The following is a 25,567-nucleotide window of genomic DNA, read 5'->3' as shown; positions in this document are numbered from 1 at the left end:
TTCGATCGAAATTACTCCAATAAAAAACGCCAGTTGTTAAACTGGCGTTAATCTGCGTGTTAAATAGACGTTAAAAAAACTACCCTTTTCTAATGTCTTTTGCAAGTTCTTGGAACTTTGCATATTGCGTATCATCAAGGATGTTTTTCATATTTAAATCCTCTCTATCATTGATTTTTTTAAGCTTTTCAGCTTTTACTTCTGCTGTCATTCCTGTAGACTCTTTCACTGTTTTTCTAGACTCAGCAAATACACCCATAATTTTAGTAATTGAGGCAACTTGTTGAGAAGAAAGATTTAATTTTTGAGTAAGCATTTCTACAACTCCTGTTTGTAATGCACTTTTAGTTGGTGATTTCTGAACAGATACTTGAGCTTGCGCTACCCCTAATCCTAGGAAGCAAAGAGCGACTATTGCGATTATTTTTTTCATAATGGATACGTACTATTTGTTTAGATAGAATTTAGTTTTATGGTGTGAATTTACAAAATAGATTTAATATTTGAGGGTGGGCGTCCAATAATTGCTTTTTTGCCGTTTATAACAATGGGTCTTTGTATTAATTTAGGATGTGTTGCTAGTGCTTTTATGATCTCATTATCAGTCAGTTTCTTTCCTTTGTAGCTTTCTTTCCATATAGTTTCCTCAGTTCTTACTAGTTCCATAGGTTTGATCCCTAAGGCATCAATAACTCGCTCTAAAGTAGGGGCAGGGAGTTGTTCATCCATGTATTTTATGATTTGAAAAGGTTTTCCAGAGGCTTCAACAATGGCTAATCCTTCTCGGCTTTTTGAACATTTTGGGTGGTGATAGATTTTGATCATAATGGGTTTGCTTTCGCGAAAGCGTACTAAATATTAATTTTTATTGTTTATACTGTAATTCCTAAAGTTCTTAATTGTATTTCTAATGTCACGGCATCTTTAAAATGAATCCCTTTCATACCAACGGCTTCACATCCTTGAACATTGGCATAACTATCGTCTATAAAAACTGCTTCTTCTGCTTGAATATGATATCGGTCAAGCATAAGATTGTATATAGAAGCATAGGGTTTGCGCATTTTCTCATCTCCAGAAACAAGAATTCCTTCAAACCATTGTAACCAAGAGAATTTTGCAATTGCCTTAGGCCACGTTTCTCCGCTCCAATTGGTTAGTGCTAGGACTCTATATTTTGGATTATCTACTAATTTTTTTAGAATAGAAAGTGTGCCTTCGTGCGTAAATCCTAACATTTCTTCCCAACGTCCATAATACATTTTTATAAGCGCTTCATATTCGGGAAATAAAGCAATACGTTCTTGTGTGGCTTGCGCTATAGGATACCCAGCATCTTGATTCACATTCCAAGTCCAAGCACAAACATGCTCTAGAAACCAGTCCATTTTGGCACGATCTCCTCTAAATTCTTTAAGGTACACATATTCTGGATTCCAGTCTATTAAGACGCCCCCTAAATCAAATATGATGGTTTTTATTTCTTTCATGGTATTTGTATCGTTTTCATGTCTACCGATTGGGAGACGCAAATGCGTGTCATTTATACAGTTATAAGTTATTTATAACTGATCACTTTCTTCTTCTTGTCCCATCGCCATCAGGTAGCTTTTCAAAAAAGCATCGATCTCTCCGTCGAGTACTTTTTCAGGTTGGCGATATTCATAATTGGTACGATGATCTTTCACACGTCTGTCATCCAGCACATAGGATCTTATTTGAGATCCCCATTCAATTTTCATCTTACTCGCTTCAATGTCCTGACGTGCTTCCATACGCTTACGAAGCTCAATTTCATAGAGCTGTGAGCGCAGCATTTGTAATGCCGTAGCTCTATTATCGTGTTGTGATCTACTATCAGAACATGATATTTTTATCCCACTAGGGAAGTGGGTAAGTTGTACTTTGGTCTCTACTTTATTTACATTCTGACCTCCAGCACCAGAAGATCTAGAGGTGACAATCTCGTAATCTGCTGGGTTAATATCAATTTCTATCGTATCATCTACCAGCGGATATACGTATACAGAAGCAAAAGAGGTATGACGTTTTGCATTGCTATCAAAAGGGGAGATACGCACCAATCTATGTACGCCATTTTCTCCTTTAAGCCAACCAAAAGCAAACTCTCCATCTATTTCTAAGGTGACGGTATTAATACCCGCAACCGCGTCTTCTTGAAAATTGAGTTCTTTTACTTTATATCCTTTCTTTTCTGCCCACATGAGATACATACGCATCAGCATGGCAGCCCAATCACAGGCTTCTGTACCTCCAGCACCAGCTGTAATTTGTAATACAGCACTCATCTCATCTCCTTCTTCAGAAAGCATATTTCTGAACTCAATATTTTCTAAAAGGTCCAGTGCTTTATCATATTGATGTTGTACTTCGCTCTCAGAAGCATCGCCTTCTTTTGCAAATTCAAATAATACTTCGAGATCTTCGGTGTGTGTGTTTACAGCCTTATAGTCTTCTACCCATTTTTTCTTAGAACGCAGCATTTTCATAAAAGCCTCGGCTTCCTTTGCATTGTTCCAAAAATCTGGGTCAAATGTTTTTTCTTCTTCGTTAGCAATTTCAATGAGCTTACGATCTATGTCAAAGATATCTCCTTAAGCTTTCTATACGCTCTTGGAGTGATTTTAATTGTTCCGCTGTAATCATAAATGGTTCTAAAATAAGCTCAAAAATAAAAGATTACTAGAGAACTCCAATGATTAAAGCGAGATACTTATTAATTTTTTATAATAAACTACAAATCCTAAGCATCGTGATGAAGCAAATCCATTAGTAGGGGTAAGATCACTCCTTGATATAACACATGCTTATATTTTATATAGGAGAATTTTAATTACGCTTTCGCGAAAGCGTACAAAACCCCTATCTTAGATCACTTCAAAATATAAGTGACATGAGAAAGACAATACTAATAACGATGGCAGCCTTGGTGTATGCTGTGATTGCCAATGCCCAATTCTTAGATGGGAAGACGAATCTTACCACACAAGATGGGTATTTTAAGATGCACTACGATGAAAGTGCCGATAAATTATATCTTGAAGTAAGCAAGATTGATGAAGAGTTTTTATATGTACATTCATTACGTACAGGACTTGGATCTAACGATATAGGATTAGACAGAGGGCAACTAGGAGGGTCTGCGATTGTATATTTTAAGAAAGCAGGTAATAAGTTATTACTCGTACAGCCTAATCAAAATTACAGGGCAAACACGTCTAATGCGTTAGAGCGCAGATCGATAAAAGAAGCTTTTGCAACATCTGTATTATTTGGTTTTCCTATTGTAGAAACAAAAGAGGATACCTATCTAATAGATTTAACACCCTTTCTAATGGAGGATACGCATGGGGTTGCAAATCGATTAAAGGCTCAAAAAGAAGGAACGTATAAAGTGGATAATACGCGAAGTGCCCTTGCTATGGAGCGTACCAAGAGTTTTCCTAAAAACACCGAATTTGAGTCTTTGCTCACATTTAAAGGCGATCCGACAGGAAGAAATTTGAGAACAGTAGCGCCTGATGCTTCTTCGATATCGGTGATACAACATTATTCTTTTGTAGAATTACCAGATGATGGATATACCCCTAGAGCATTTGATCCTAGAGCGGGGAATATATCAACTAGCTTTTTAGATTATGCAACCCCAGTACAAGAACCGATAGAAAAACGATATGCGAATAGACATCGATTAGAAAAAAAGAATCCGAATGCAGCGATAAGTGAAGCCGTTGAGCCTATTATTTATTATTTAGACCCTGGAACTCCAGAGCCAGTACGATCTGCCCTATTAGAAGGAGCACGTTGGTGGAATCAAGCGTATGAGGCTATTGGCTTTAAAGATGCGTTTCAGGTAAAAATGTTACCTGCCGATGCAGATCCTATGGATTTGCGATATAATGTGATCCAATGGGTACATCGAAGCACAAGAGGTTGGAGTTATGGAGCGAGTGTGACAGATCCGAGAACAGGTGAGATTATTAAAGGACATGTGAGTTTAGGAAGTTTACGGATTCGTCAGGATTTTCTGATAGCACAAGCATTGATGAACCAACCGTTTGCGCAAAGTGATTCAAATTATGAACCTATGCTCGAAATGGCATTGGCTCGTATCCGACAGTTGAGTGCTCACGAGGTAGGACATACGATTGGGTTTGCACACAACTTTGCGGCAAGTCCTATCGGTAGAGCGAGTGTGATGGACTATCCGCATCCAACCTTACGATTAAAGAATGGGGAAGTTGATTTTTCTGATGCCTATGCAACAGGAATAGGTGTTTGGGATAAAGTTACCGTAGCCTATAGTTATGGGATTGTGCCTAATGGAGTTACAGAACGTGATTATTTAAACGCTGTACTTGAAACCGCAGAAAAAAATGGATTACGTTACATCACCGATAGTGATGCGAGAGCGCAAGGAGGTGCACATTACAAAGCACACCTTTGGGATAATGGAGTAGAAGCAGATACGGAGTTAGAAAATGTATTGGCATTGCGCAAACAAGCCATCACCAACTTTTCAGTAGATAATATCCGTACCAACGAGCCGTATTCTGTACTGGAAGATGTATTTGTCCCACTTTATTTTTACCATCGCTATCAAACAGAAGCGGCTGTAAAAATGATAGGCGGACTTGATTATAACTATGCTGTAAAAGGTGATTCATATATAAAAGTAACCGAGGTTTTAGATGCGAAACAACAAAAGCAAGCGCTTGCTAGTGTGCTGAAAACACTCAAAGCGGGTACGCTTATGATTCCTAAAGATAAACTAGCGTTGTTTCCGCCAAGAGCACACGGGTACCGTCGTAGCCGTGAGAGTTTCCAAAGTAAAACAGGCGTTGTCTTTGATGCTTTGGGTGCGCCTGCAACCGCAAGTGATATGACGTTAGGGTTATTATTACACCCAGAACGTGCCAACCGACTGGTGCAGCAAAAATCCTTAGACTCAAAACAATTAGGACTACAGGATATGTTAGAGACACTTGTTAAAGAAACGGTGTTGACTTCTGAGAAAGACGCGTACGCAAATGAAGTACAAACAACCATCAATTATAATGTAGTCAAGCATTTATTAAATCTGTATGTACATCCTAATGCGATTCCACAGACCAAAGCAACGGTTAAATATGTATTAAATTCTGTGATAACACCTTCCTTAGATACCAATAACTTTAATGATATGAGTATCAAGGATCAGATAGCGAAGACATTGGAGAAGCCAGAATTATTTAAAGTGATTCCTTCTCCAAAAATTCCAGATGGATCTCCTATTGGGTGTTTTCAGGAATAAAAAGAAAGATAGTTATACTAAGTATTCCACAAATAATCAATTGCTATATTTTTTATGAAAATAGATTTAAGATCAGATACGCTTACCAAGCCTACCCCAGAAATGCTTGATTTTATGATGAAGGCAGAAGTCGGAGATGATGTATATAAAGAAGATCCAACTGTAAACGAATTAGAGCGTCGAATTGCTGAACTGTTTGGGATGGATAGTGCGTTGTATTTCCCGACAGGGAGTATGACCAATCAAGCCGCTATAAAAATTCACACACAACCTGGAGAACAATTAATAGCCGATGCCTACGCACACGTGTATAATTATGAAGGAGGTGGTGTCTCTTTTAATAGCGGAGTTTCTTGTAAACTGCTATCGGGTCATCGAGGGATGATCACTGCTTCACAAGTAGAGGAAGCTATTAATCCACCCGATTTTTACCATAGTCCGCTGACTACTTTAGTATGTTTGGAAAACACAACAAATAAAGGTGGAGGTGCTTGTTATGATTTTGAAGAAATCAAAAAAATTAGAACCGTATGTGACCAGCATAATCTAGGACTTCATTTAGATGGTGCTCGTTTATGGAATGCCATGGTGGCTAATAGCGAAAATCCTAAGGACTACGGAAACGTTTTTGATACGATTTCTGTATGTTTATCTAAAGGCCTAGGAGCTCCTATGGGATCTGTCTTAGTAGGGAAACAGCGATTTATGGATAAAGCCATTCGCGTACGTAAGATATTAGGTGGTGGTATGCGTCAAGGTGGGTATATGGCAGCAGCGGGTATTTACGCACTAGATCATCATATAGATAGAATGCACATTGATCATCAAAGAGCAAAAGAGCTTGGTGCTCAGTTAGCATTGATGGATGCTGTTGCTTCTGTCGAAGCTATCGATACTAATATTGTGATATTTAATCTTGTAGAAGGGCCTTCCAAACAAAAATTTATGGATGCACTATCCAATGAGCATATATCAATAAGTGATATGGGACAAGGGAAATTAAGAATTGTAACTCACTTAGATTACACCGATGCTCAACACGATCATTTTCTATCAGTTTTAAGAAAATTATAGTAAAGATTATGATTTTCTGAGTCAGAAAATATTTTATTTGTGTTTTTTGTCTGTGTTTTTGTGTTTTTTGTCTATGTTAAAGCTTTCTTAAATTGGAAGTTGAATGTGTTAAAATGAATCATATACTTTTGTATTCAAATATGATTACCAACACGTTAACTTTAAACTATCAATTATGAAGAAAATTTTATTATTATGTTCTGTTTTCGGTTTAGCCTTTGCTTCTACACAAGCTCAGGATTTACCAGCAAACCCAGAACCAGGAAAGTGTTATGTACGTTGTACTACTCCTGATATTTATGAAACACAAACAGTACAAGTTCAAAAGACACCTGCTTACAAAGTACTTAAAGTGGTTCCTGCCCAATACGAAACTCAGACAGAGAGTGTATTAGTAAAAGAAGCTTCTAAGCGTCTTAAAGTAATACCAGCTACGTATAAAACAGAAACAGTATCATATCTTAAAAGTACGACTGGTTCTTCTTTAAGAATAGTACCCGCTTCTTTTGCAAATGCATCAGAAACTATTGAAACCAAGTCTGCCTATGCGCAGTGGGAATTGGGTGCACCAGCTCCTGATTGTGCTTCTAGTAATCCTGACGATTGTCGTTACTGGTGTTACAAAGGATATCCAGCAGAATATGAAACAATTCCTACACGTGTACTTGCTGCTGATGCCGCTGTGCAATCTACACCAGGAAGTACTAAAGATGCTACCTATACTAAAAGAGTTGTTGATCAACCCGCTCGTGTAGTAGAAGAAGTGATTCCAGCAGAATATGCTAATATTACTAAAACAGTACTTGTAAAAGACGCATCTACTACAGAAGTAGTGGTAGCTGCAACATTTACAACAGTATCTAAAGAAGTTCTTAAACAAAAAGGAGGATTAACTACTTGGAGAGAAGTAGAGTGTGCTCTTGTTGAGTACCAAGCGCTTCCAATTAACTGGAACTTAAACAGTGCTACATTAACTTCTGAAGCTAAAAGAATTATCGATACTCGTTTATTACCATTATTAGCTCAAAACCCAGGGGTAAAATTAGAGATCGCTTCACATACTGATTCTAGAGGTAACAATGCTGCCAACCAAGACCTTTCTGAGCGTCGTGCACAATCGGTTGCTAATTACTTAATTTCTAAAGGAATTAATAATAGCTTACTAGTTGCTAATGGATTCGGAGAGCGCAGACTTAAAAATAGATGTGCTGATGGAGTTTCTTGTACAGAGCGTGAGCATGCTGCAAACAGAAGAACAGAATTCCGTTTGATAAATAACTAATCGTATTTATTACACACACTTAACCAAATAAAAAAAGACGTTTCTTAACTGAAACGTCTTTTATATTTACAACAATTAGCATAAAGTAATCTCCTGACAAAGAGTATTTTTTCTTAGTACGCTTTCTTACTTCTAACTTAGCTCAGTATAAACTTCTACATAGTTACACTCCTTGAAAGCGTATAAAGTATGTTTTAAGAAACTAATACTATAGAGAATTTACATATTGATTTGATCCAATACGTTTACTAATATAGCACACCCTTCACGGATCTCATCTTCAGAAATCGTTAGGGGAGGCGTGATCCGGATAGCTCTGCCTTCAAAGAGTAACCAAAATAAAATAAGACCTTTTTCTTGACATTTTAAAATAACTTGTGATGTAACCTCAGCACTAGGTGTCAATACTGCTAACATAAGTCCTTTTCCTCGTATCTCGGTAAGTAGTGGATGTACTAACAATGTTCGGAAAAGCTGTTCTTTTTTGAGCGTATCTTCTATAAGAGTGGTTTCTGTAATCTCTTGTAGAGTAGCCAATGCCGCCGCCGCAATAACAGGATGCCCTCCAAAGGTAGTAATATGACCTAACTTAGGATTGTCTGATAATAAGCGCATATTTTCGTATGAAGCGGTAAAAGCACCAATAGGCATTCCACCTCCCATGCCTTTTCCCATGACTAAAATATCAGGTACAACATTATAATGCTCAAAACCAAAAAGTTTTCCTGTACGTCCAAAACCTGGTTGGATTTCGTCAAGAACGAGTAAGGCTCCGACTGCTTGACAACGTGCTTTCACTTTTTTTAAAAAGTCACGTTGCGGTTCAATAAAACCAGCACCTCCTTGTATGGTTTCCAAAACAACAGCAGCTGTTTTGGTAGTGATCCGTTCTAAGTATTTCTCGCAGTTAAATTTGATAAAAGCAATGTCACCTATGACAGGTCTGAAGGGAGCCACACGTTCTTCTAAACTCATGAGACTTAATGCTCCATAAGAATTTCCGTGATAGGCGTCTAGTGCTGCAATAATTTCTGTACGCCCTGTTACTCTTCGAGCTAATTTAATGGCACCATCAATAGCTTCGGTACCACTATTTACCAAATAGGTGCTATTTAAAGAATCTGGTAGGAGTGAAGCTAATAGTTTTGATAATTGTACAGGTGCTTCCTGCGCATATTCTCCATAGACCATGACATGAAGATAGGAGTCTACTTGTTTATGAATCGCCGCTTTTACTCTAGGGTGTTGATGTCCTAAACTACAGGCAGAAACTCCCGCTATAAAGTCTAGATATCTCTTTCCATTTTTATGATAGATATAGCTTCCTTCTGCACGATCAACTTCAAAACTTAAAGGATGAGGTGTTGTTTGTGCTTGATATTTTAGAAAATCAGATTTCATAAATTAAGTATAGCGATTATCCTCCTCCTTTCTTTTTTTTCTTTTTTGGATCTAAAAGACTTGGAGTTTTATTTTCTTTTGTAGAAGATGTCGCCTTATTTCTATTAATTAGATATTCTCTTTGGCGCTTTGTGACTTCATCTTCTTCTTCGGTGCCTAGTTTTGGTTTGTCTTCTTCTCGATTGGATAGCTCTTTCTCAGTAAGGTTAGAAGCACTTGGCGTCTCGAGCTCTCCTTCTTCAGATTCTTCAAAAAAATCACTGTCTATTATTGGTAACGGAATCCCTTGTATTTTTGTGAGTGTAAATGGAGGCTCTCCTTTAAAAATATCTTCTTTACTTAATAGACGTTCATCACCACGCCATTCAAAATTATCAAAGGTTTGCTGTTGTTGTATAAATTGAGATTCTGGCCATATATTACCTCCTGGATTTTTATACTTAATCACTTCATCTATCGCTTTATCTACAAAAAGAATGGTGATAGAAGCAGATTTACTTTTATCAATCCCTTGTAAGGCTCCACTTTCTTCTCGCATATACACAATGCTTTCTGCATTATTGAGAATATTGACAGAGTCAAGCTGATTTTCTTTATTAAAGAAACCGTAGAGTTTTTGTCCTTTTACCTGATTATACCCATCTATAGAATCTTTTTGTATAATAAATGCATTGTCAAAAACCTTTAAAGAATCTAGTTTTTCTGTGACCACATTATTCACAAGATGGATACTATCTCCTGTGATTTGATTTTCATCACTCCATAAAATAGGTCTGCGGATCATCTTGGTAAGCCCCGTTTTTTGATTGACGTGTATGGAGTCACATTTGCCACTCATATCACTTTTAAACATACGTACGTCGTAAAATCCTCGTACAATTCTATTTTCTGGCTTCCCTGTAATAATCAATTTATCTCCGTGTATATAGATAGAATCGCCTTCTTGCTCTGTAATAGCAACCGCTCGCTTTGTAATGAATACAGAATCTTTGGCTCTGTAGACCTCAGCATAATGACCTTTGATGAGGCTTTTGTTTAAAGTATCTTTAACTCTAATGTTATTGGTGGCACTGGCAAAATTGATTGTTCTGTCAAAATAAAGACTATCCCCATACACTTGCCTATTATCATAATCTATACGCGAGTTTTTTACAAAATAGCCATAATCATTTTTGGTGTCATAAAATCCTCGTTCACAATATACTTTTGAGGTTTCACTTGTAATAGTAGTAGGTCCATAGAGATACGCGTGTTCTGTCTCACTATAAAAATCTAATTGCTCACTGTTGATGACATATTCAGGATTGGTCACTACGACATCACTTATAAATGATATTTTATCTTCTTCTAAGTAATAGCGACCTATGCGACTGGTAATTTTACTATTTGGAGAGGTGACAACACCTCCTGTACGATAATACGATTCTTGTTTGATTCGATCAAAGTACATCGTATCTGTAGTGACCACCGTCGTATCTTTCTTAAGCCATACGTTTCCTGCGGCAAATGCAAATTTTGTATTTCCATTATACTCGGCATACCGACTTCGCATGGATACAGAATCTCCTTGTTTTATTTTTACATTTCCCAAAGCCCTTACAAAGTTCTCATCTTTGTAATGAAAGGCAAGGTCACACCACATCTCAATACCTTCATGAATAATATATACTTGTTTGGTGCTTTTATTCATAATAAAGGCGCCAGGATAGTTTGCTTCGTCTATCCTAGAGACATCAGAGGTGATATCAATTTCTTTACGTTCTTGTGTGTACGCTTTCGCGAAAGCAAAAAAAGCAATAACAACCGTAAGTATGTATTTTTTGATATGCATGATAGCAAAAATAAACAAATTGATTTCTGAAAGCGTTAACGAAGTGTCAAAAGGTGCTATTCTATAAAAAACCCGCAATGTATGATGATTGCGGGTTTCTAGTTTTGTATCGATGCTGCACCTATCTCAAGATCGTTTGTGTACGATCGGGTCCTACAGAAACAATTTTGATAGGAGTTTCTAATTCTTTTTCAAGAAAATCTATGTATTCATTGAGAGCTTTTGGCAATTGAGAAGCTTCGGTCATACCTGTTAAGTCTTCTTTCCAACCCTTCATTTCTTTGTAGACGACTTCTACATTTTCTGGTTCGATATTATAAGGGAAGTGCTCAATTGTTTTTCCTTTGTATTTGTAAGAAGTACATACTTTTAGGGTGTCAAATCCAGAAAGTACATCACCTTTCATCATCATTAATTGTGTCACACCATTCACTTGTACGGCATATCTTAGTGCGACAAGGTCTAGCCATCCACAACGACGTGGACGTCCAGTGGTGGCTCCAAACTCATTACCTACACGTCCCATGGTCTCTCCATCAGCATCAAAAAGTTCTGTTGGAAAAGGACCTGAACCCACACGCGTGGTATAAGCTTTAAATATTCCAAAAACCTCACCTATTTTGTTAGGTGCAATTCCTAATCCTGTACAAGCACCAGCGGCTGTGGTGTTTGAAGAAGTTACATACGGATAGGTTCCAAAATCAATATCTAGTAACGATCCTTGAGCTCCTTCGGCAAGAATGGTTTTTCCTGATTTCTGAGCTTGGTGTAAATATTCTTCAGAATCTATGAATTTAAGCTTTTTTAATACTTTAATAGCATCAAAAAACTCTGCTTCAAGTTCCTGTAAGTTATATTCTATTTTGGCATCGTAGAAATCAATCATAGAAATATGCTTATCACGCAACGATGTATATCTATCTTTCCAGTCAGCTAGTTCTAGATCTCCAACACGTATTCCGTTGCGACCTGTCTTGTCCATATAGGTTGGACCAATCCCTTTAAGAGTAGATCCTATTTTTGCTTTACCTTTTGAAGCTTCAGAAGCTGCATCTAGCAAACGATGTGTAGGAAGGATTAAGTGCGCTTTACGCGAAATCAATATTTTTGAGACATAATCAAGCCCTTCAAACTTATCTAGGTTTTGTAATTCTCTTCTAAAAATTACAGGATCAATAACAACGCCGTTTCCTATGATATTCATCGCATTGTCGTGAAAAATTCCAGAAGGAATAGTATGTAAAACGTGCTTGATCCCATCAAATTCTAAGGTGTGTCCTGCATTAGGACCGCCTTGAAATCTAGCGATGATGTCATAATCTTTAGTGAGTACGTCTACAATTTTTCCTTTTCCTTCGTCGCCCCATTGGAGCCCTAGTAGTAAGTCTACTGCCATTCGTATATTAATTAGAGGTGTTTTTCTTTCCGTAAAAGTAAAGAGAGTGTTTGTCTATAGTGATATCAAAAACTTCTTCAATCGTTTTTTTAATAGCTTGAATCCGTGGATCACAAAATTCAATCACTTCGCCTGTTGACAAAATCACATGGTCATGTTGCTTGTCAAAATACGATTTCTCATATTGAGCCTGTGTGTTCCCAAATTGATGCTTACGTACCAATCCACATTCCAATAAAAGTTCTATAGTATTGTAAAGAGTAGCACGGCTTACACGATAGTTTTTATTCTTCATGTTGATATAAAGAGACTCTATATCAAAGTGCTCATCGTTGTTGTAAATTTCCTGTAATATAGCGTACCGCTCAGGGGTTTTACGATGTCCTTTTTCTTCTAAGTATGTTGTAAAAACATTCTTTACAACTTCTTGATCTTTGTTTATTGTAGAATTTACACTCATAGTGCTATTAAAGATGTAAAGTTACGGAATTATACTCGAGTGACTTTGTCAATTCCATTGATTTTTTTAAGATTATCCATTAACTTTTTAAGATGCTCATTGTTTTGCACAACGACCGTAATATTTCCGTTAAAGATACCCCCATTTGTAGTAAAACTAATGCCTTTTATATTTACGTGCATGTGATGAGATATCTCTTTGGTCACTTCATTTACAAGTCCTAATACATCTATCCCTGTAAGTCTAATATCTACTTTATGTCCTTGTGCACTTGAATCTATCCATTTTGCAGGGATCACTCGGTATGCATATTTACTTCGCATGGAGATGGCATTAGGGCAATTATTTTTATGCACTTTGATCCCTTCATTAATGGTTGTAAAACCAAATACAGGATCCCCAGGAATTGGATTACAGCAGTTAGAAAATTTATAGTCTAGTTGTTGCTCATCTACACCAAATACAAGATCATCATATTTATTTGTAATCTCATCACGATCTACATCTTCTACCGTAGTAGGTTTTCTTATTTTATTCTTAAAGAAGCTCACAAAAGCATTACTGCGTTGTGTCGCAAACTCTTTGATCATTTTATTATCAATAGCCCCGATCCCAACACGATAAAAAAGATCTAAACTGGTACCTAGCTTAAAATAAGATACAAGTTCATTAATTGTTCTCTCGTTGAGTTGGATTTTTTGAGATTTTAGCTTTCGCGCAAGAATGACTTTTCCTTCTGAAGCCATTTCTTTTTTTTCATCCTTTAAGGATGATTTGATCTTTGCTCTTGCTCTGGCTGTTGTAGCATAATCTAACCAGTTGTTTGTAGGCTTTGCTTGATCAGAAGTAATGACTTCTACCTGATCGCCACTTTTTAATTCGTGACTTAGTGGTACCAGTTTTCCATTGACACGAGCTCCTCTAGTGTGTAGTCCTACTTCGGTATGAACACTAAAAGCAAAATCTAAAGGAGTAGCGCCTTTGGGTAATGATTTGAGATCTCCCTGAGGCGTAAACACAAAAATCTCTTTATTGTATAAATTAAGTTTGAAATTTTCTACAAAATCAACTGCATTGGTATCTGGATTTTCTAATGCCTCTTGTAATCTACTTATCCATTCATCTAGACCTTTATCTCCATCATCGCCTTGTTTGTATTTGAAATGCGCTGCATATCCTTTTTCGGCGATTTCATTCATACGTTCAGAACGTATTTGAACTTCTACCCATCTTCCTTTAAGACCCATCACGGTAATATGAAGTGCTTCATACCCAGTTGATTTAGGAGAAGATATCCAATCTCTTAAACGGGTGGGATTAGGTCTAAAGTGATCTGTAACGATAGAGTAGATCTTCCAAGCTAAAAATTTCTCATTGGCAACGTCACTTTTGTATATAATACGAATCGCAAATTTGTCATAGATTTCTTCAAAGCTTATGCCTTGATTCATGATTTTACGTCGGATACTGTAAATAGACTTAGGGCGTCCTTTTATTTGATATTCTAACCCTTCTAAATTGAGAGAATCTTCAATTACTTTTTTGAAATCCTTTATATATTTATCTTGCTCTTCTTTACTTTCTTTTATCTTATCCCTAATGTCATTATACACATCTGGCTCTGTGTATTTCAAACTTAAGTCTTCAAGTTCTGTTTTGATGTTATAAAGGCCCATTCTATGCGCAAGTGGTGCATAAATATAGAGGGTTTCGCTAGAAATTTTTGCTTGTTTGTCAGGTCGCATAGCATCCATCGTTTGCATATTGTGTAAACGATCTGCTATTTTAATAATGATCACCCTAGGATCATCATTAATAGTCAATAGCATTTTACGGAAATTTTCTGCCTGTAGCGAAACATCCCTATCTTTTTTCAAATTAGAAATCTTGGTCAACCCATCAACGATGCGAGTAACGGTTTCTCCAAAAAGTTGTTCGATATCGGCAAGCGTATATTCCGTATCTTCAACCACATCATGTAGGAGAGCAGCAGCAATAGAAGTTGCATCTAGCCCTATCTCACTTGCGACTATTTGTGCTACGGCTAGTGGGTGAAATATATAAGCTTCTCCCGATTTACGACGTTGATTTTTATGCGCATCTACAGCAATATCAAAAGCCTTTCGGATCATTTTCTTATCCTCAGTTGTAAGCATTTGATAGCTTATGCGTAGTAGTTTTTTATATTGGCGAGTGAGTTCTTTATTCTCAGCTTCTATGTACTCTTTTGTCAGCTCCATATAATGTAACTAATGTACTGTTTTATATGAAATAGACAAAGCAAAAAGTATTCCCTTATTAACAATGTCATTTACAAAGTGAAAAAACATTATTTTTTGATATATAAAGCAAGATTACTATTTATTATCTTCGTCAAAAAATCAATTGCATGAGTATTTTTTATGTCCTTATAGGATTGTTATTATTGGTCGTAGGTGGGGAATTTTTAGTGCGTTCTTCTGTAGGATTGTCATTTAAGCTTAAGCTCTCTAAAATGGTCATTGGACTTACGGTAGTTTCTTTTGCCACCTCAGCACCAGAACTTTTGGTAAGTTTGCAAGCAGCATACAATGGACTTTCTGATATTGCTCTTGGGAACGTAATAGGCTCTAATATTGCAAATATAGGAATGGTATTAGGGATTACAGCGATTATCTCTTCACTTACAGTAGATCGTGATTTTTATCGCTTTAATTGGCCAGTAATGCTCTTGTTTTCTATCGCACTCTATTTCTTGTTAAGTAATGATAAAATGCTTACTCAAGTAGAAGGGATTGGATTGATCACTTGCCTGTTTGTTTATCTTTTTGTACTTATCCGCAGAGCTCGTAAAAAGAAAGAAGTGAATGAAGATGGTGTAGATGACGGACTTGCAGAAAGCTCTTATTTTAAAATTTTTATATGGCTTGCCATCGGAGGAGCTGCTTTGTATTTTGGTTCGGAATGGCTAGTTAAAGGGGCAACACAACTTGCAAAGGCAGTAGGCGTGAGCGATTATGTAATTTCTGTAACGGTAATTGCCATTGGGACTAGTGTACCAGAGTTGGCAGCATCTGTGATTGCAGCTCTTAAAAAAGAGAAAGCGATTTCCTTAGGAAACCTCATTGGTTCTAATATTTTTAATATTGCATCTGTTTTAGGAGTTACCGCGATAATAAAACCTATCGCAGTGATAGATGATGCAATTTTATCTACCAATATTTTCTGGATGATTGGTTTTGCAGCTATTCTATTACCATTAGCCTTTATTCCGAAACGTTTAGAATTGTCAAGATATAAAGGACTGGTCTTGTTTGTTGCTTATATCGTCTTTGTAGGGCTTACGTTTTTGTAAGGTTGCTTGCATAGTAATTAGAAAAAATGTAAATATCATTATTAAACAAAGTGGGAATCTATTAGAAAACCTTATTAAGTAATGATATGATCAGTAGGCAAGATCTAAGCCTTGGTTTGCGTGCTTATATGTAGATGAAAACTATAGAAATCAGAGATTCGCAAAAAAAAACTGATACAGCACGCACTTTGGTTTGTCAAAAAAAGGATTTGACATGGTACCTCTCTCTATAGATTTACGTGGTTTTTATAAGGAAAAAGGGTGGAACTATAATTCAAAAGGATACGGAGTGAATGGAGATGAAATAAAAATCTATTCCAAAGAGATTGATTAAAGAAAGTTGCTATTAGCTACACATCTTTTTAATCGTTGGTTTTTCTTTATACGCTTTCGCGAAAGCGTACGATACAAAAAAACTCCTGTTAGATAGTATCTAACAGGAGTTTAAGAATTAAATACACAATAAATAACTAATTATACTTTTGCGCTTTTTACAGTAGTCACGATACGACCAGCTACTTTATATGGATCTGCATTTGATGCAGGACGACGGTCTTCCAACCATCCTTTCCATCCTTGCTCTACAGTGATAATAGGAATACGAATAGATGCTCCACGATCGGACACTCCATAACTAAAGTCATGAATAGATGCAGTCTCGTGAAGACCTGTTAAACGTTGATCATTATATGCTCCATATACCGCAATATGCTCTTCGGTAACAGGGCGAAATGCTTCACATATTTTATTATATATTTCTTCAGAACCGCATGTTCTTAATGTCGTATTTGAAAAGTTGGCATGCATACCAGATCCATTCCAGTCTCCTTTTACTGGTTTTGGATGGTACTCAATATACCAACCATATTGCTCTGTAAGTCGATCTAATAAATAGCGGGCAATCCAAATCTCATCACCAGCTTTTTTAGCTCCTTTGGCAAATAATTGGAATTCCCATTGTCCAGAAGCAACCTCTTGATTGATTCCTTCAAAATTAAGACCAGCAGCAATACATAAATCTGCATGCTCTTCGACAAAATCACGCCCGTGTGTATTTCTACCACCTACAGAACAGTAATACATTCCCTGAGGACCAGGATAGCCACCAATAGGAAATCCTAATGGTAATTGTGTGGCAGTATCCATAATAAAGTACTCTTGCTCAAATCCAAACCAGAAATCATTATCATTATCGTCAATATTTGCTCTGTGATTTGAAGGATGTGGCGTTCCATCTGCGCTTAATACCTCCGTCATGACAAGGTATCCATTCTCACGTTGTGGATCTGGGTAAATAGCAACTGGCTTAAGAAGACAATCTGAAGCTCCACCAGAAGCTTGCCTTGTGGAAGAACCGTCAAAAGACCATACAGGACAGTCTTCTAATTTTCCGCTAAAGTCTTCTACCACTTTAGTTTTACTTCTCATGTTTTGTGTGGGTGTGTACCCGTCTAACCAAATGTATTCTAGTTTTGACCTGCTCATAATGGCATATTTTTTTAATTACGGTGCAAATATATAATTAATATGTAACGTGTATATTTTTTTAGGGGGTAATTATTAAAAATTTAATATTATTTATTAACACCCCTAAAAAAGTAGGGGGTAGGTGATAATTGTCTATTATTTTTCAAATACTCGTATATTTGTTTCTTATAATGTAAGATTCTAATTTTCTAAATCTATACCCATGCCTATCCTTAGATTTCAAGCGCTTCAAGATGTACAACATCGTTCTGTTCAACTCCCAAAAGAAGAAGGTCGTAGATCTTTGTCCTATAACATGAATGTATTTGGAGAACAAGCAATGCGTCAACATCTCCCTAAATCAGCTTTTGAAAATGTCATAGAAGCCATACATAAAGGAAAGAAAATAGATCGTATTACAGCAGATGCTGTAGCTACAGGAATGAAAACTTGGGCGTTAGATAAAGGAGCTACCCATTATACGCATTGGTTTCAACCCCTTACAGGCGCAACTGCCGAAAAACATGATGCCTTTTTTGAAATAACAACAGATGGTCATGTCATTGAAAAATTTGATGGCGCACAATTGGTACAACAAGAACCAGATGCTTCTAGTTTTCCCAATGGTGGTATACGTAATACATTTGAAGCAAGAGGGTATACCGCTTGGGATCCTACCTCTCCTGCCTTTATTTATGATACCACATTATGTATTCCAACCGTTTTTGTAGCTTATACAGGAGAAGCATTAGATTATAAAACCCCTTTATTAAAAGCATTGCAAGAGATTGATGTAGCTGCAACAGATGTTGCTCGTTATTTTGATAAAAATGTTAGTAAAGTTCACGGAACTTTAGGATGGGAGCAAGAGTTCTTTCTTATTGATAGTGCGTTAGCAGCGGCTCGTCCAGATATTACCTTAACTGGAAGAACGCTTTTAGGGCACGCTTCCGCGAAAGGACAACAACTTGATGACCATTATTTTGGTTCTATTCCTACACGCGTACTTACATATCTGAAACATCTGGAACAAGAATGTTTGGTTCTTGGTATTCCGATTAAAACAAGACATAATGAAGTGGCTCCTAATCAGTTTGAGATAGCACCCATTTTTGAAGAAGTCAATCTAGCAGTAGACCATAATTCGCTACTTATGGATGTGATGGAGAAAGTAGCAGAGCGTCATTATTTTAAAGTATTATTTCATGAAAAACCCTTTGCAGGAGTAAACGGTAGTGGGAAACACAATAATTGGTCGTTGGCAACAGATACTGGAATCAATCTGTTAAGTCCAGGAACAACCCCTATGAAAAATTTACAATTCCTCACCTTTTTTATAAACACGATTAAAGCGGTTCATTCCTATGAAGCACTATTGAGAGCTTCTATCTCAAGTGCCGGAAACGACCATAGACTCGGAGCCAATGAAGCACCTCCAGGAATTTTATCTGTATTTATAGGATCACAACTTACACAAGTACTAGATGAGCTTGAAAAAGTAACAGATGGAAAATTATCTCCTCAGGAAAAAACCGATTTAAAACTAAATGTTGTAGGGAAAATTCCAGAAATCTTATTGGATAATACAGACCGTAACAGGACATCCCCTTTTGCATTTACAGGAAATAAATTTGAGTTTAGAGCGGTGGGAGCAACAGCAAATTGTGCACATCCCATGACAGTACTTAATGCGATAGTTGCGAGTCAGTTAAAAGCTTTCAAAAAAGAAGTGGATGTACTTATTAATGAATCTTCTATGAAAAAAGATGATGCTATTTTTAATGTCTTACGAGAATATATTAAAGAGAGTAAAAACATTCGATTTGAAGGAGATGGCTATGGCGAGGCTTGGGAGAAAGAAGCAAAAAAAAGAAGATTGAGCCATCATAGGAATACACCAGATGCGTTGGATGAGAAAATTTCGCCTCGAGCAATTGCTTTATTTGAATCCTTACAAATTATGAATGCTGTAGAGATACAAGCCCGGTATGAGATAGAAATTGAAGAATATATAAAAAGAGTTCAAATTGAGAGTAGGGTATTAGGGGATGTTGCTCGTAATCATATTATTCCAACTGCATTGCGGTATCAAAACGTACTTATTGTGAATGTAAAAGGATTAAAAGATATTTATGGAGATGATTATAAGGTTTTAGCAAAAGAGCAATCACTTATTATAAAAGAAATTTCAGGACATATAGATGCTTTAAATGCGTGTATTACAGAAATGACAGAAGCTCGAAAAAAAGCAAATCAAATGAAATTAGTTCCAAAATCTAAAGCTTATTGTGGTAAGGTTCTTCCTTATTTAGATAAAATAAGACGTCATTGTGATAAATTGGAGCTATTAGTAGAAGATGAGTTATGGCCTTTGCCAAAATATAGAGAGTTATTGTTTATTAATTAGAAATTAAATTAAATATTTGATTTTTAGTGATTTAATATTGTTTTTTCCTCATCATAATTGTAGCTTGTACATTTTTTATTAAAAAAAATACATATAACACGTATATGTACGTAGGATATTACTTACAGTGTTTTTTGAGTAAAGAAAATCTACTATTTTTCTTTTTGATGTAAAGTATTGTTTTTAGAGGGAATCATACTAAATAGGTAAAAATAGCAATGTACACTTGATCGAAAAGTTGTTATTACAGTTTGTTTAGTGGTCTTTATTTATATAATTTAGCAGTAGTATTTTACATTTCTCCCCCTTAAAATACATATAATACCCCATATTATAATTAGTAACAAAACTTCTTTTTTATATAGTCAATTCTGTATATGTAAGTTGTTGAGTGTTTATTTTGAAAGTCAGTTGTTAGCAATTTTAATTTATAAAAATTTTAACTACTACTTTTATTATGAAAAAATTATTGGTAAGCGCGATTGCGCTAACATTTAGTGTTGGTATCTATGCCCAAGACACAGGAGCTCAAAAAGCAGTGCAAGTAGCACAAATTCCTGGATCAGCAGCAGGAGCAAATACGGGAGAGTCCATTCAAAATGGATCCAGCAATGCTGTTCAAGTACGTCAAGCTGGAACAGAACAATCTGTATTAACAAACCAAGATGGGACTAGCAACTTAGCTAGACTTATGCAAACGGGTAATGTCAACGGAAATCAAGCGCTAAGTGGTCAATTAAACTTAGCAGAAGTAGATCAGGACGGATATAATAATGAGTCTACTACAGTTCAACAAGGAGATTTTAACAATGCGTACACCAAGCAAAATAATGATGCGGGTGATCAATCATTGGGTAACAGAGCTCAGATCATGCAGGGTACTGCCGATCAAGCAGAAAATAATGATGCTGCTGTAGAGCAAGACGGTCAAGATAACTCTGCATACACTTTACAGACGTATGACAATAGTGATGCTTGGACGATTCAAAATGGAGTAGGGAATACATCTGAAATCAATCAGAATGCTGGTCCAGAAGATAGCGAAGGACACTTTGCTATTGTTGATCAGTTAGGAATGAATAACGAATCTCGTGTCAACCAATCTGGTGCAAACGGAGACCAAGATCGTAACGTAGCTATTGCTCGTCAAACGGGTATTGGAAATGCAGTTGAGCAAATTCAAGTTTCTTCTGGAAATGCAGCAGGAAATACCGCAGATGTTTTACAAGGTTTTTCTGGAGACATTACAGTATATTCAGCTGGACAGGATGATATCTTTGACGCTGTAAATGCTTTTGATCCTTCTCTTGCAGGTGATGATGATGGTGCTGGTTTTGAAGCGACAAATGCAGTTGCTTTTCAAACACAAACAGGTGGTGAAAATGATGCTGTCATTGTACAGTTTGGAGATGGTAATAACGCTGCACAATCTCAAAGCGGAGATAGTAATATAGCACAAGCTATTCAAAACCTAACACCAGATGCAGGATTTGATAATGTATCTACTCAAACTCAAGTAGGTAATGATAATGCAGCAACAATCGTTCAAAATGATAGATTACATACTTCTGTACAGTCACAAACTGGTGACGGTAACACGATCGTAGCCGCTCAAAGAGGGACAGGTAATTATTCAGATGTTACTCAAGAAGGTGATGGTAGTTACGGAAGAACATTACAACATGGTGATTTCAACATGGCTTTCCTTACACAGAGAGATGGTCAGAGTTACAGCATCTACCAAAACCAAAACCAATTTGGTGGTGCAGGAGGAAATCAAGCAGATATTCTTCAAGAAGGACCACTTGGTACAGGAGTACAGAGAGGATTTACTCCTTTCAGTGCGTCGGGCGTAACAGCTCCAGTTCAAGTAGCTACATTTTCATTAGCTCCGATTAATTAATTATTAATTTATTTAGGTAGCGCTTCGCTATCAAATAAATCACAATATGAAATCATAAACCAATAGCAAATAATCTTCAAGACAATTATTTATTGTCTTGAAGGTATTGTTACAAGTTATGTTTTTAAAAATAATGTATTTTAAAATCTCCCCCAAAATACATTTATTAAGTAAATAATACATGTTGGTATACGCATCTGATATCCTAATTAAAGGGTGTATGAGTATGTCTACTAAGTACTATTTATTTTCACTCACATATTTTTTAACTAAATCTTTTTAATTATGAGAAAAGTAATTTTTAGTGTTGTTGCATTAGCTATAGCAAGTGTAGCAATGGCTCAAGACACGGGGGCTCGTAAAGCAGTTCAAGTAGCACAAATTCCAGGATCGGCACCCACAGCAAACACTGGAGAAAGTATTCAAAATGGATCTGCTAATGCCGTACAAGTACGTCAAGCAGGTACACAACAGTCAACATTAACGAATCAAGATGGCGTTGCCAACTTAGCAAGAGTAATGCAGACTGGAGATGTAAATGGAAATCAAGCATTAAGTGGACAGTTAAATCTTGCTGAAGTAGAGCAAACAGGTTTCAATAACGAATCTACAATCTATCAAGAAGGAGACTTTAACAATGCAATGATTGATCAGAATAATGATAATGATACTGCGGCAAACAGAGCTCAGATTATGCAGGGAACTGCTAATCAAGCAGAAAATAATGATGCCAACATTACGCAAGATGGAGAAGATAACTCAGCGTATACATTACAGACGTATGACAATAGTGATGCTGCCACCACTCAGAATGGTGTAGGAAATACTTCTGAGATTAACCAAAATGCAGGTCCAGAAAATAGTCAAGGACAGTTTGCAATTGTAACTCAGACTGGAGAGAATAATGAATCTCTTGTTAACCAAGACAACGCAGCAGGAAGTGATGCTCGTAATATGGCATATACTGCACAAGCAGGTAGTAACAACAGCGCAGAGCAAAACCAGAGTGCTGAAGGATCTACAGGGAATATCGCTGTTATAAGTCAAGGTGTGAGTAACCAAATATTTCAGACGCCAGCATCACAACAGGCTTATTTTGATACAGTAGCTTTAGATCCGTCTATTACAGGAGGTACTAACAATATTTTAGGCTCTGATAATGGTGTTGCTTTCCAACAACAAAATGGTGATGGGAACCAAGGATTTATTGGGCAATATGCAAATACAAATGAATCTAATAATGGAGCTCAAATTCAAGCTGGTGATAATAACACAGCTTCCATGCTTCAAAACGCTTTCGGAAGTCCAAACGGGAATGGTAACACAGGGAGACAAGAACAGTACGGAAATGGAAATACTTCAGGCTTAATGCAAAATGGAAATGATCATCTTGCTCTTCAATGGCAAATGGGTGATAATAACACCGCTATTTCTACACAAAGAGGAAGAAATAATAACCTAAATGTGTTACAAGAAGGAAATGGAAGTTATGCACAAAGTATTCAGCATGGAAAAAATAACATCGCCTTAATCACACAACGCGATGGGCAGAGTTACACAGTTCGTCAAAACGAAGGTCAATTCGGAGCTGGCACTGGTGGAAACCAAGCAGACATCCTTCAAGAAGGACCATTTGGAACAGGAGTTCAAAACACTTTCATACAAGTGAGTCCTCAATCAGTAACTGCACCACATTCTGTGAGTTCATTTACATTGGCTCCTATAAACTAGATAATTAATAAAGAACCTCATCATTTGATCTCTTCTTTTGATGAGGTTTTAATAGATAAAAATTCCCCCGATATTAACTAAGTATTTTAACTAAAATTCAACAAGATTATGAGAAAAGTAATTTTAAGCGTCGTTGCTCTAGCTATCGCAAGTGTAGCAATGGCTCAAGATACAGGGGCTCGTAAAGCAGTTCAGGTTGCACAAATCCCAGGATCTGTAGCAACGGCAAACACGGGAGAAAGTATTCAAAACGGATCTGCTAACGCAGTACAAGTACGTCAAGCAGGAACAGAGCAGTCTACATTAACGAATCAAGATGGTGTCGCCAACTTAGCAAGAGTTATGCAGACTGGAGATGTAAATGGAAATCAAGCATTAAGTGGACAGTTAAATCTTGCTGAAGTAGAGCAAACAGGTTTTAATAACGAATCTACTATCTATCAAGAAGGAGATTTTAACAATGCTATGATTGATCAAAATAATGATAATGATACAGCTGCAAACAGAGCTCAAATTATGCAGGGAACTGCAAATCAAGCCGAAAGTAACGACGCTGCTATAGAGCAAGATGGAGAAGATAACTCAGCTTATACATTACAGACGTATGACAATAGTGATGCGTCCACTGTTCAAACTGGTACAGGAAACATTTCTGAAATCGGTCAAAATGCAGGTCCAGAAGATAGTATGGGACAATTTGCTATTGTAAATCAAACAGGAAATGCTAATGAGTCTCGCGTAGAGCAAGATAATGCTGGAGGAAGTGATGCTCGTAACGTTGCTTTAACTACTCAGTTAGGTGATAATAATAAAGCGGAGCAAATTCAAGAGGCTGAAGGGTCTGTAGGTAACAGAGGACAGATTAACCAAGGTACAAACGGAACGATTTCGGTTTCTTCGGACGCACTTACTAGATTTGGTCAAGTTTCTGGCTTTGATGGTTCTGTAGGTAATTTCCTAGTAGTAGAGAATTCAGAATCAGGTGTTGCATTCCAAAACCAATCTGGAGATGATAATGACGCTTTTATTGCTCAAGCTAGTTCAGAAGCAGGATCTAATAATGCAGCTCAAATCCAAGATGGTAATGAGAACTCTGCATTTATTTCTCAAAGTTTCTTTGCGGCTGGTGGTACAGACAATGTTGGAAGACAAATGCAAACAGGTAATAACAATGCAGCTGGCTTAAATCAAGATGGAGCTGATCATGCATCTTTACAAGATCAGTGGGGATCAGATAACACATCTGTTGTTTCTCAAGCTGGAATGGGTAATAACTCTAATATGTTCCAAACAGGAGCAGGCAGTTACGGAAGAACTTTACAACACGGTGAGTTTAACGTATCACTTCTTACACAACGTGATGGTCAAAGTTATACAATTCGTCAAAACGAAGGTCAATTTGGACCTGGAGCAGGCGGAAACCAAGCTGATGTCCTTCAAGAAGGACCAATGGGAACTGGAAGTCAAAATGGATTTATTCAGATTACTCCACAAGGGGTAACTGCTCCACATACAGTTTCATCATTTACTTTGGCTCCTATTAACTAATAATTAACACAAAAAATCTCATCACTTGATTTGTTCTTGTGATGAGGTTTTTATATAAAGCAATCCCTCATTAACACTCAATTTTTATTACTAAAATTTAACAAAATCATGAGAAAAGTAATTTTAAGTGTCGTTGCATTAGCTATCGCAAGTGTAGCAATGGCACAAGACACAGGGGCTCGTAAAGCAGTTCAGGTTGCACAAATTCCAGGTTCTGCCGCTGGCGCAAATACAGGGGAAAGTATTCAAAATGGATCTGCTAATGCCGTACAAGTACGTCAAGCAGGAACAGAGCAGTCTACATTAACGAATCAAGATGGTGTCGCCAACTTAGCAAGAGTTATGCAGACTGGAGATGTAAATGGAAATCAAGCATTAAGTGGACAGTTAAATCTTGCTGAAGTAGAGCAAACAGGTTT

General features: G+C 36.9%; 19 protein-coding genes and 1 pseudogene. 10 read left to right on the top strand and 10 right to left on the bottom strand.

Annotated features, from left to right (window positions below):
- Positions 1 to 79: 79 nt before the first annotated feature.
- From Q0505_RS03235 to prfB, 4 genes are all read right to left on the bottom strand, one after another.
- On the bottom strand, positions 80 to 433 hold the full coding sequence (locus Q0505_RS03235) for a hypothetical protein (RefSeq protein WP_299208711.1): 354 nt from the start codon (positions 431 to 433) through the stop codon (positions 80 to 82).
- 50 nt (positions 434 to 483) lie between these two features.
- Positions 484 to 825, bottom strand: coding sequence for an arsenate reductase (glutaredoxin) (gene arsC, locus Q0505_RS03230; protein WP_299208708.1), 342 nt, complete (start codon positions 823 to 825; stop codon positions 484 to 486).
- 47 nt (positions 826 to 872) lie between these two features.
- Positions 873 to 1,490 carry an HAD family phosphatase gene (locus Q0505_RS03225; RefSeq protein WP_299208705.1) on the bottom strand — a complete coding sequence of 206 codons (618 nt, stop codon included), beginning with the start codon at positions 1,488 to 1,490 and terminating at the stop codon, positions 873 to 875.
- Positions 1,491 to 1,562: 72 nt separating this feature from the next.
- Positions 1,563 to 2,667, bottom strand: a protein-coding gene (gene prfB, locus Q0505_RS03220; protein WP_299208703.1) for a peptide chain release factor 2 whose coding sequence is annotated in 2 segments (ribosomal slippage) — positions 1,563 to 2,603 and positions 2,605 to 2,667 — 1,104 coding nt in all. Because the reading frame shifts where the segments join, the coding sequence is not laid out codon by codon here.
- Positions 2,668 to 2,914: 247 nt separating this feature from the next.
- On the opposite strand from prfB, the gene Q0505_RS03215 reads away from it, so the two are divergent.
- The 3 genes from Q0505_RS03215 to Q0505_RS03205 all read left to right on the top strand — a co-directional run bounded on the left by Q0505_RS03215 (position 2,915) and on the right by Q0505_RS03205 (position 7,670).
- Complete coding sequence (locus Q0505_RS03215; RefSeq protein ID WP_299208701.1) at positions 2,915 to 5,314, top strand: zinc-dependent metalloprotease; 2,400 nt, start codon at positions 2,915 to 2,917, stop codon at positions 5,312 to 5,314.
- 54 nt (positions 5,315 to 5,368) lie between these two features.
- Positions 5,369 to 6,388 carry a GntG family PLP-dependent aldolase gene (locus Q0505_RS03210; RefSeq protein ID WP_299208699.1) on the top strand — a complete coding sequence of 340 codons (1,020 nt, stop codon included), beginning with the start codon at positions 5,369 to 5,371 and terminating at the stop codon, positions 6,386 to 6,388.
- A 175-nt stretch (positions 6,389 to 6,563) separates the two neighbouring features.
- Complete coding sequence (locus Q0505_RS03205) at positions 6,564 to 7,670, top strand: OmpA family protein (RefSeq protein WP_299208697.1); 1,107 nt, start codon at positions 6,564 to 6,566, stop codon at positions 7,668 to 7,670.
- Positions 7,671 to 7,889: 219 nt separating this feature from the next.
- Here the strand turns inward: Q0505_RS03205 and Q0505_RS03200 are convergent, their stop codons facing one another.
- The 5 genes from Q0505_RS03200 to Q0505_RS03180 are packed head-to-tail and all read right to left on the bottom strand — an operon-like array spanning position 7,890 to position 14,992.
- A complete protein-coding gene (locus Q0505_RS03200) occupies positions 7,890 to 9,071 on the bottom strand; it encodes an aspartate aminotransferase family protein (RefSeq protein WP_299208695.1) in 1,182 nt (393 codons plus the stop codon).
- 16 nt (positions 9,072 to 9,087) lie between these two features.
- Positions 9,088 to 10,980, bottom strand: a complete 1,893-nt coding sequence (locus Q0505_RS03195; protein ID WP_366519364.1) for an OstA-like protein — start codon at positions 10,978 to 10,980, stop codon at positions 9,088 to 9,090.
- Positions 10,981 to 11,023: 43 nt separating this feature from the next.
- On the bottom strand, positions 11,024 to 12,298 hold the full coding sequence (locus tag Q0505_RS03190) for an adenylosuccinate synthase (protein WP_299208693.1): 1,275 nt from the start codon (positions 12,296 to 12,298) through the stop codon (positions 11,024 to 11,026).
- A gap of 7 nt (positions 12,299 to 12,305) precedes the next feature.
- The gene (locus tag Q0505_RS03185) at positions 12,306 to 12,758 is read right to left on the bottom strand and encodes a transcriptional repressor (RefSeq protein WP_299208691.1); all 453 of its coding nucleotides are present in this window, start codon (positions 12,756 to 12,758) and stop codon (positions 12,306 to 12,308) included.
- A gap of 29 nt (positions 12,759 to 12,787) precedes the next feature.
- Positions 12,788 to 14,992, bottom strand: coding sequence for a bifunctional (p)ppGpp synthetase/guanosine-3',5'-bis(diphosphate) 3'-pyrophosphohydrolase (locus Q0505_RS03180; RefSeq protein WP_299208742.1), 2,205 nt, complete (start codon positions 14,990 to 14,992; stop codon positions 12,788 to 12,790).
- Positions 14,993 to 15,147: 155 nt separating this feature from the next.
- Here Q0505_RS03180 and Q0505_RS03175 point away from each other — a divergent pair, with 155 nt between their 5' ends.
- The gene (locus Q0505_RS03175; RefSeq protein WP_299208689.1) at positions 15,148 to 16,092 is read left to right on the top strand and encodes a calcium/sodium antiporter; all 945 of its coding nucleotides are present in this window, start codon (positions 15,148 to 15,150) and stop codon (positions 16,090 to 16,092) included.
- 193 nt (positions 16,093 to 16,285) lie between these two features.
- Positions 16,286 to 16,426 carry a hypothetical protein gene (locus Q0505_RS03170; RefSeq protein WP_299208687.1) on the top strand — a complete coding sequence of 47 codons (141 nt, stop codon included), beginning with the start codon at positions 16,286 to 16,288 and terminating at the stop codon, positions 16,424 to 16,426.
- Between the two features lie 140 nt (positions 16,427 to 16,566).
- Here Q0505_RS03170 and Q0505_RS03165 read toward each other — a convergent pair whose 3' ends face one another.
- Positions 16,567 to 17,577 (bottom strand): glutamine synthetase beta-grasp domain-containing protein, encoded by a 1,011-nt coding sequence (locus Q0505_RS03165; protein WP_299208685.1) that lies wholly within the window; start codon positions 17,575 to 17,577, stop codon positions 16,567 to 16,569.
- Between the two features lie 205 nt (positions 17,578 to 17,782).
- Between Q0505_RS03165 and Q0505_RS03160 the strand changes: the two genes are divergently transcribed.
- The 5 genes and pseudogenes from Q0505_RS03160 to Q0505_RS03140 all read left to right on the top strand — a co-directional run.
- A complete protein-coding gene (locus Q0505_RS03160) occupies positions 17,783 to 19,966 on the top strand; it encodes a glutamine synthetase III (RefSeq protein ID WP_299208683.1) in 2,184 nt (727 codons plus the stop codon).
- A 457-nt stretch (positions 19,967 to 20,423) separates the two neighbouring features.
- Positions 20,424 to 21,869 carry a hypothetical protein gene (locus Q0505_RS03155; RefSeq protein WP_299208681.1) on the top strand — a complete coding sequence of 482 codons (1,446 nt, stop codon included), beginning with the start codon at positions 20,424 to 20,426 and terminating at the stop codon, positions 21,867 to 21,869.
- Positions 21,870 to 22,154: 285 nt separating this feature from the next.
- Positions 22,155 to 23,600, top strand: a complete 1,446-nt coding sequence (locus Q0505_RS03150) for a curlin (protein ID WP_299208679.1) — start codon at positions 22,155 to 22,157, stop codon at positions 23,598 to 23,600.
- A 108-nt stretch (positions 23,601 to 23,708) separates the two neighbouring features.
- A complete protein-coding gene (locus Q0505_RS03145) occupies positions 23,709 to 25,148 on the top strand; it encodes a hypothetical protein (protein ID WP_299208677.1) in 1,440 nt (479 codons plus the stop codon).
- A gap of 108 nt (positions 25,149 to 25,256) precedes the next feature.
- Positions 25,257 to 25,567 (top strand): annotated as a pseudogene (locus Q0505_RS03140) (hypothetical protein); the annotation flags it as partial.

Source organism: uncultured Dokdonia sp. (assembly GCF_937910895.1).
Classification (GTDB): Bacteria; Bacteroidota; Bacteroidia; order Flavobacteriales; family Flavobacteriaceae; genus Dokdonia.
The sequence above is the reverse complement of the archived record's forward strand: the minus strand, read 5'-3'. Positions and strand labels throughout refer to the sequence as shown.

What these genes read in the sequence shown, in the direction of transcription:
- Q0505_RS03235 (WP_299208711.1), bottom strand. Translation starts at nt 433, where the DNA reads ATGAAAAAAATAATCGCAATAGTCGCTCTTTGCTTCCTAGGATTAGGG.
- arsC (WP_299208708.1), bottom strand. Translation starts at nt 825, where the DNA reads ATGATCAAAATCTATCACCACCCAAAATGTTCAAAAAGCCGAGAAGGA.
- Q0505_RS03225 (WP_299208705.1), bottom strand. Translation starts at nt 1,490, where the DNA reads ATGAAAGAAATAAAAACCATCATATTTGATTTAGGGGGCGTCTTAATA.
- Q0505_RS03215 (WP_299208701.1), top strand. Translation starts at nt 2,915, where the DNA reads ATGAGAAAGACAATACTAATAACGATGGCAGCCTTGGTGTATGCTGTG.
- Q0505_RS03210 (WP_299208699.1), top strand. Translation starts at nt 5,369, where the DNA reads ATGAAAATAGATTTAAGATCAGATACGCTTACCAAGCCTACCCCAGAA.
- Q0505_RS03205 (WP_299208697.1), top strand. Translation starts at nt 6,564, where the DNA reads ATGAAGAAAATTTTATTATTATGTTCTGTTTTCGGTTTAGCCTTTGCT.
- Q0505_RS03200 (WP_299208695.1), bottom strand. Translation starts at nt 9,071, where the DNA reads ATGAAATCTGATTTTCTAAAATATCAAGCACAAACAACACCTCATCCT.
- Q0505_RS03190 (WP_299208693.1), bottom strand. Translation starts at nt 12,298, where the DNA reads ATGGCAGTAGACTTACTACTAGGGCTCCAATGGGGCGACGAAGGAAAA.
- Q0505_RS03185 (WP_299208691.1), bottom strand. Translation starts at nt 12,758, where the DNA reads ATGAGTGTAAATTCTACAATAAACAAAGATCAAGAAGTTGTAAAGAAT.
- Q0505_RS03175 (WP_299208689.1), top strand. Translation starts at nt 15,148, where the DNA reads ATGAGTATTTTTTATGTCCTTATAGGATTGTTATTATTGGTCGTAGGT.
- Q0505_RS03165 (WP_299208685.1), bottom strand. Translation starts at nt 17,577, where the DNA reads ATGAGCAGGTCAAAACTAGAATACATTTGGTTAGACGGGTACACACCC.
- Q0505_RS03160 (WP_299208683.1), top strand. Translation starts at nt 17,783, where the DNA reads ATGCCTATCCTTAGATTTCAAGCGCTTCAAGATGTACAACATCGTTCT.
- Q0505_RS03155 (WP_299208681.1), top strand. Translation starts at nt 20,424, where the DNA reads ATGAAAAAATTATTGGTAAGCGCGATTGCGCTAACATTTAGTGTTGGT.
- Q0505_RS03150 (WP_299208679.1), top strand. Translation starts at nt 22,155, where the DNA reads ATGAGAAAAGTAATTTTTAGTGTTGTTGCATTAGCTATAGCAAGTGTA.
- Q0505_RS03145 (WP_299208677.1), top strand. Translation starts at nt 23,709, where the DNA reads ATGAGAAAAGTAATTTTAAGCGTCGTTGCTCTAGCTATCGCAAGTGTA.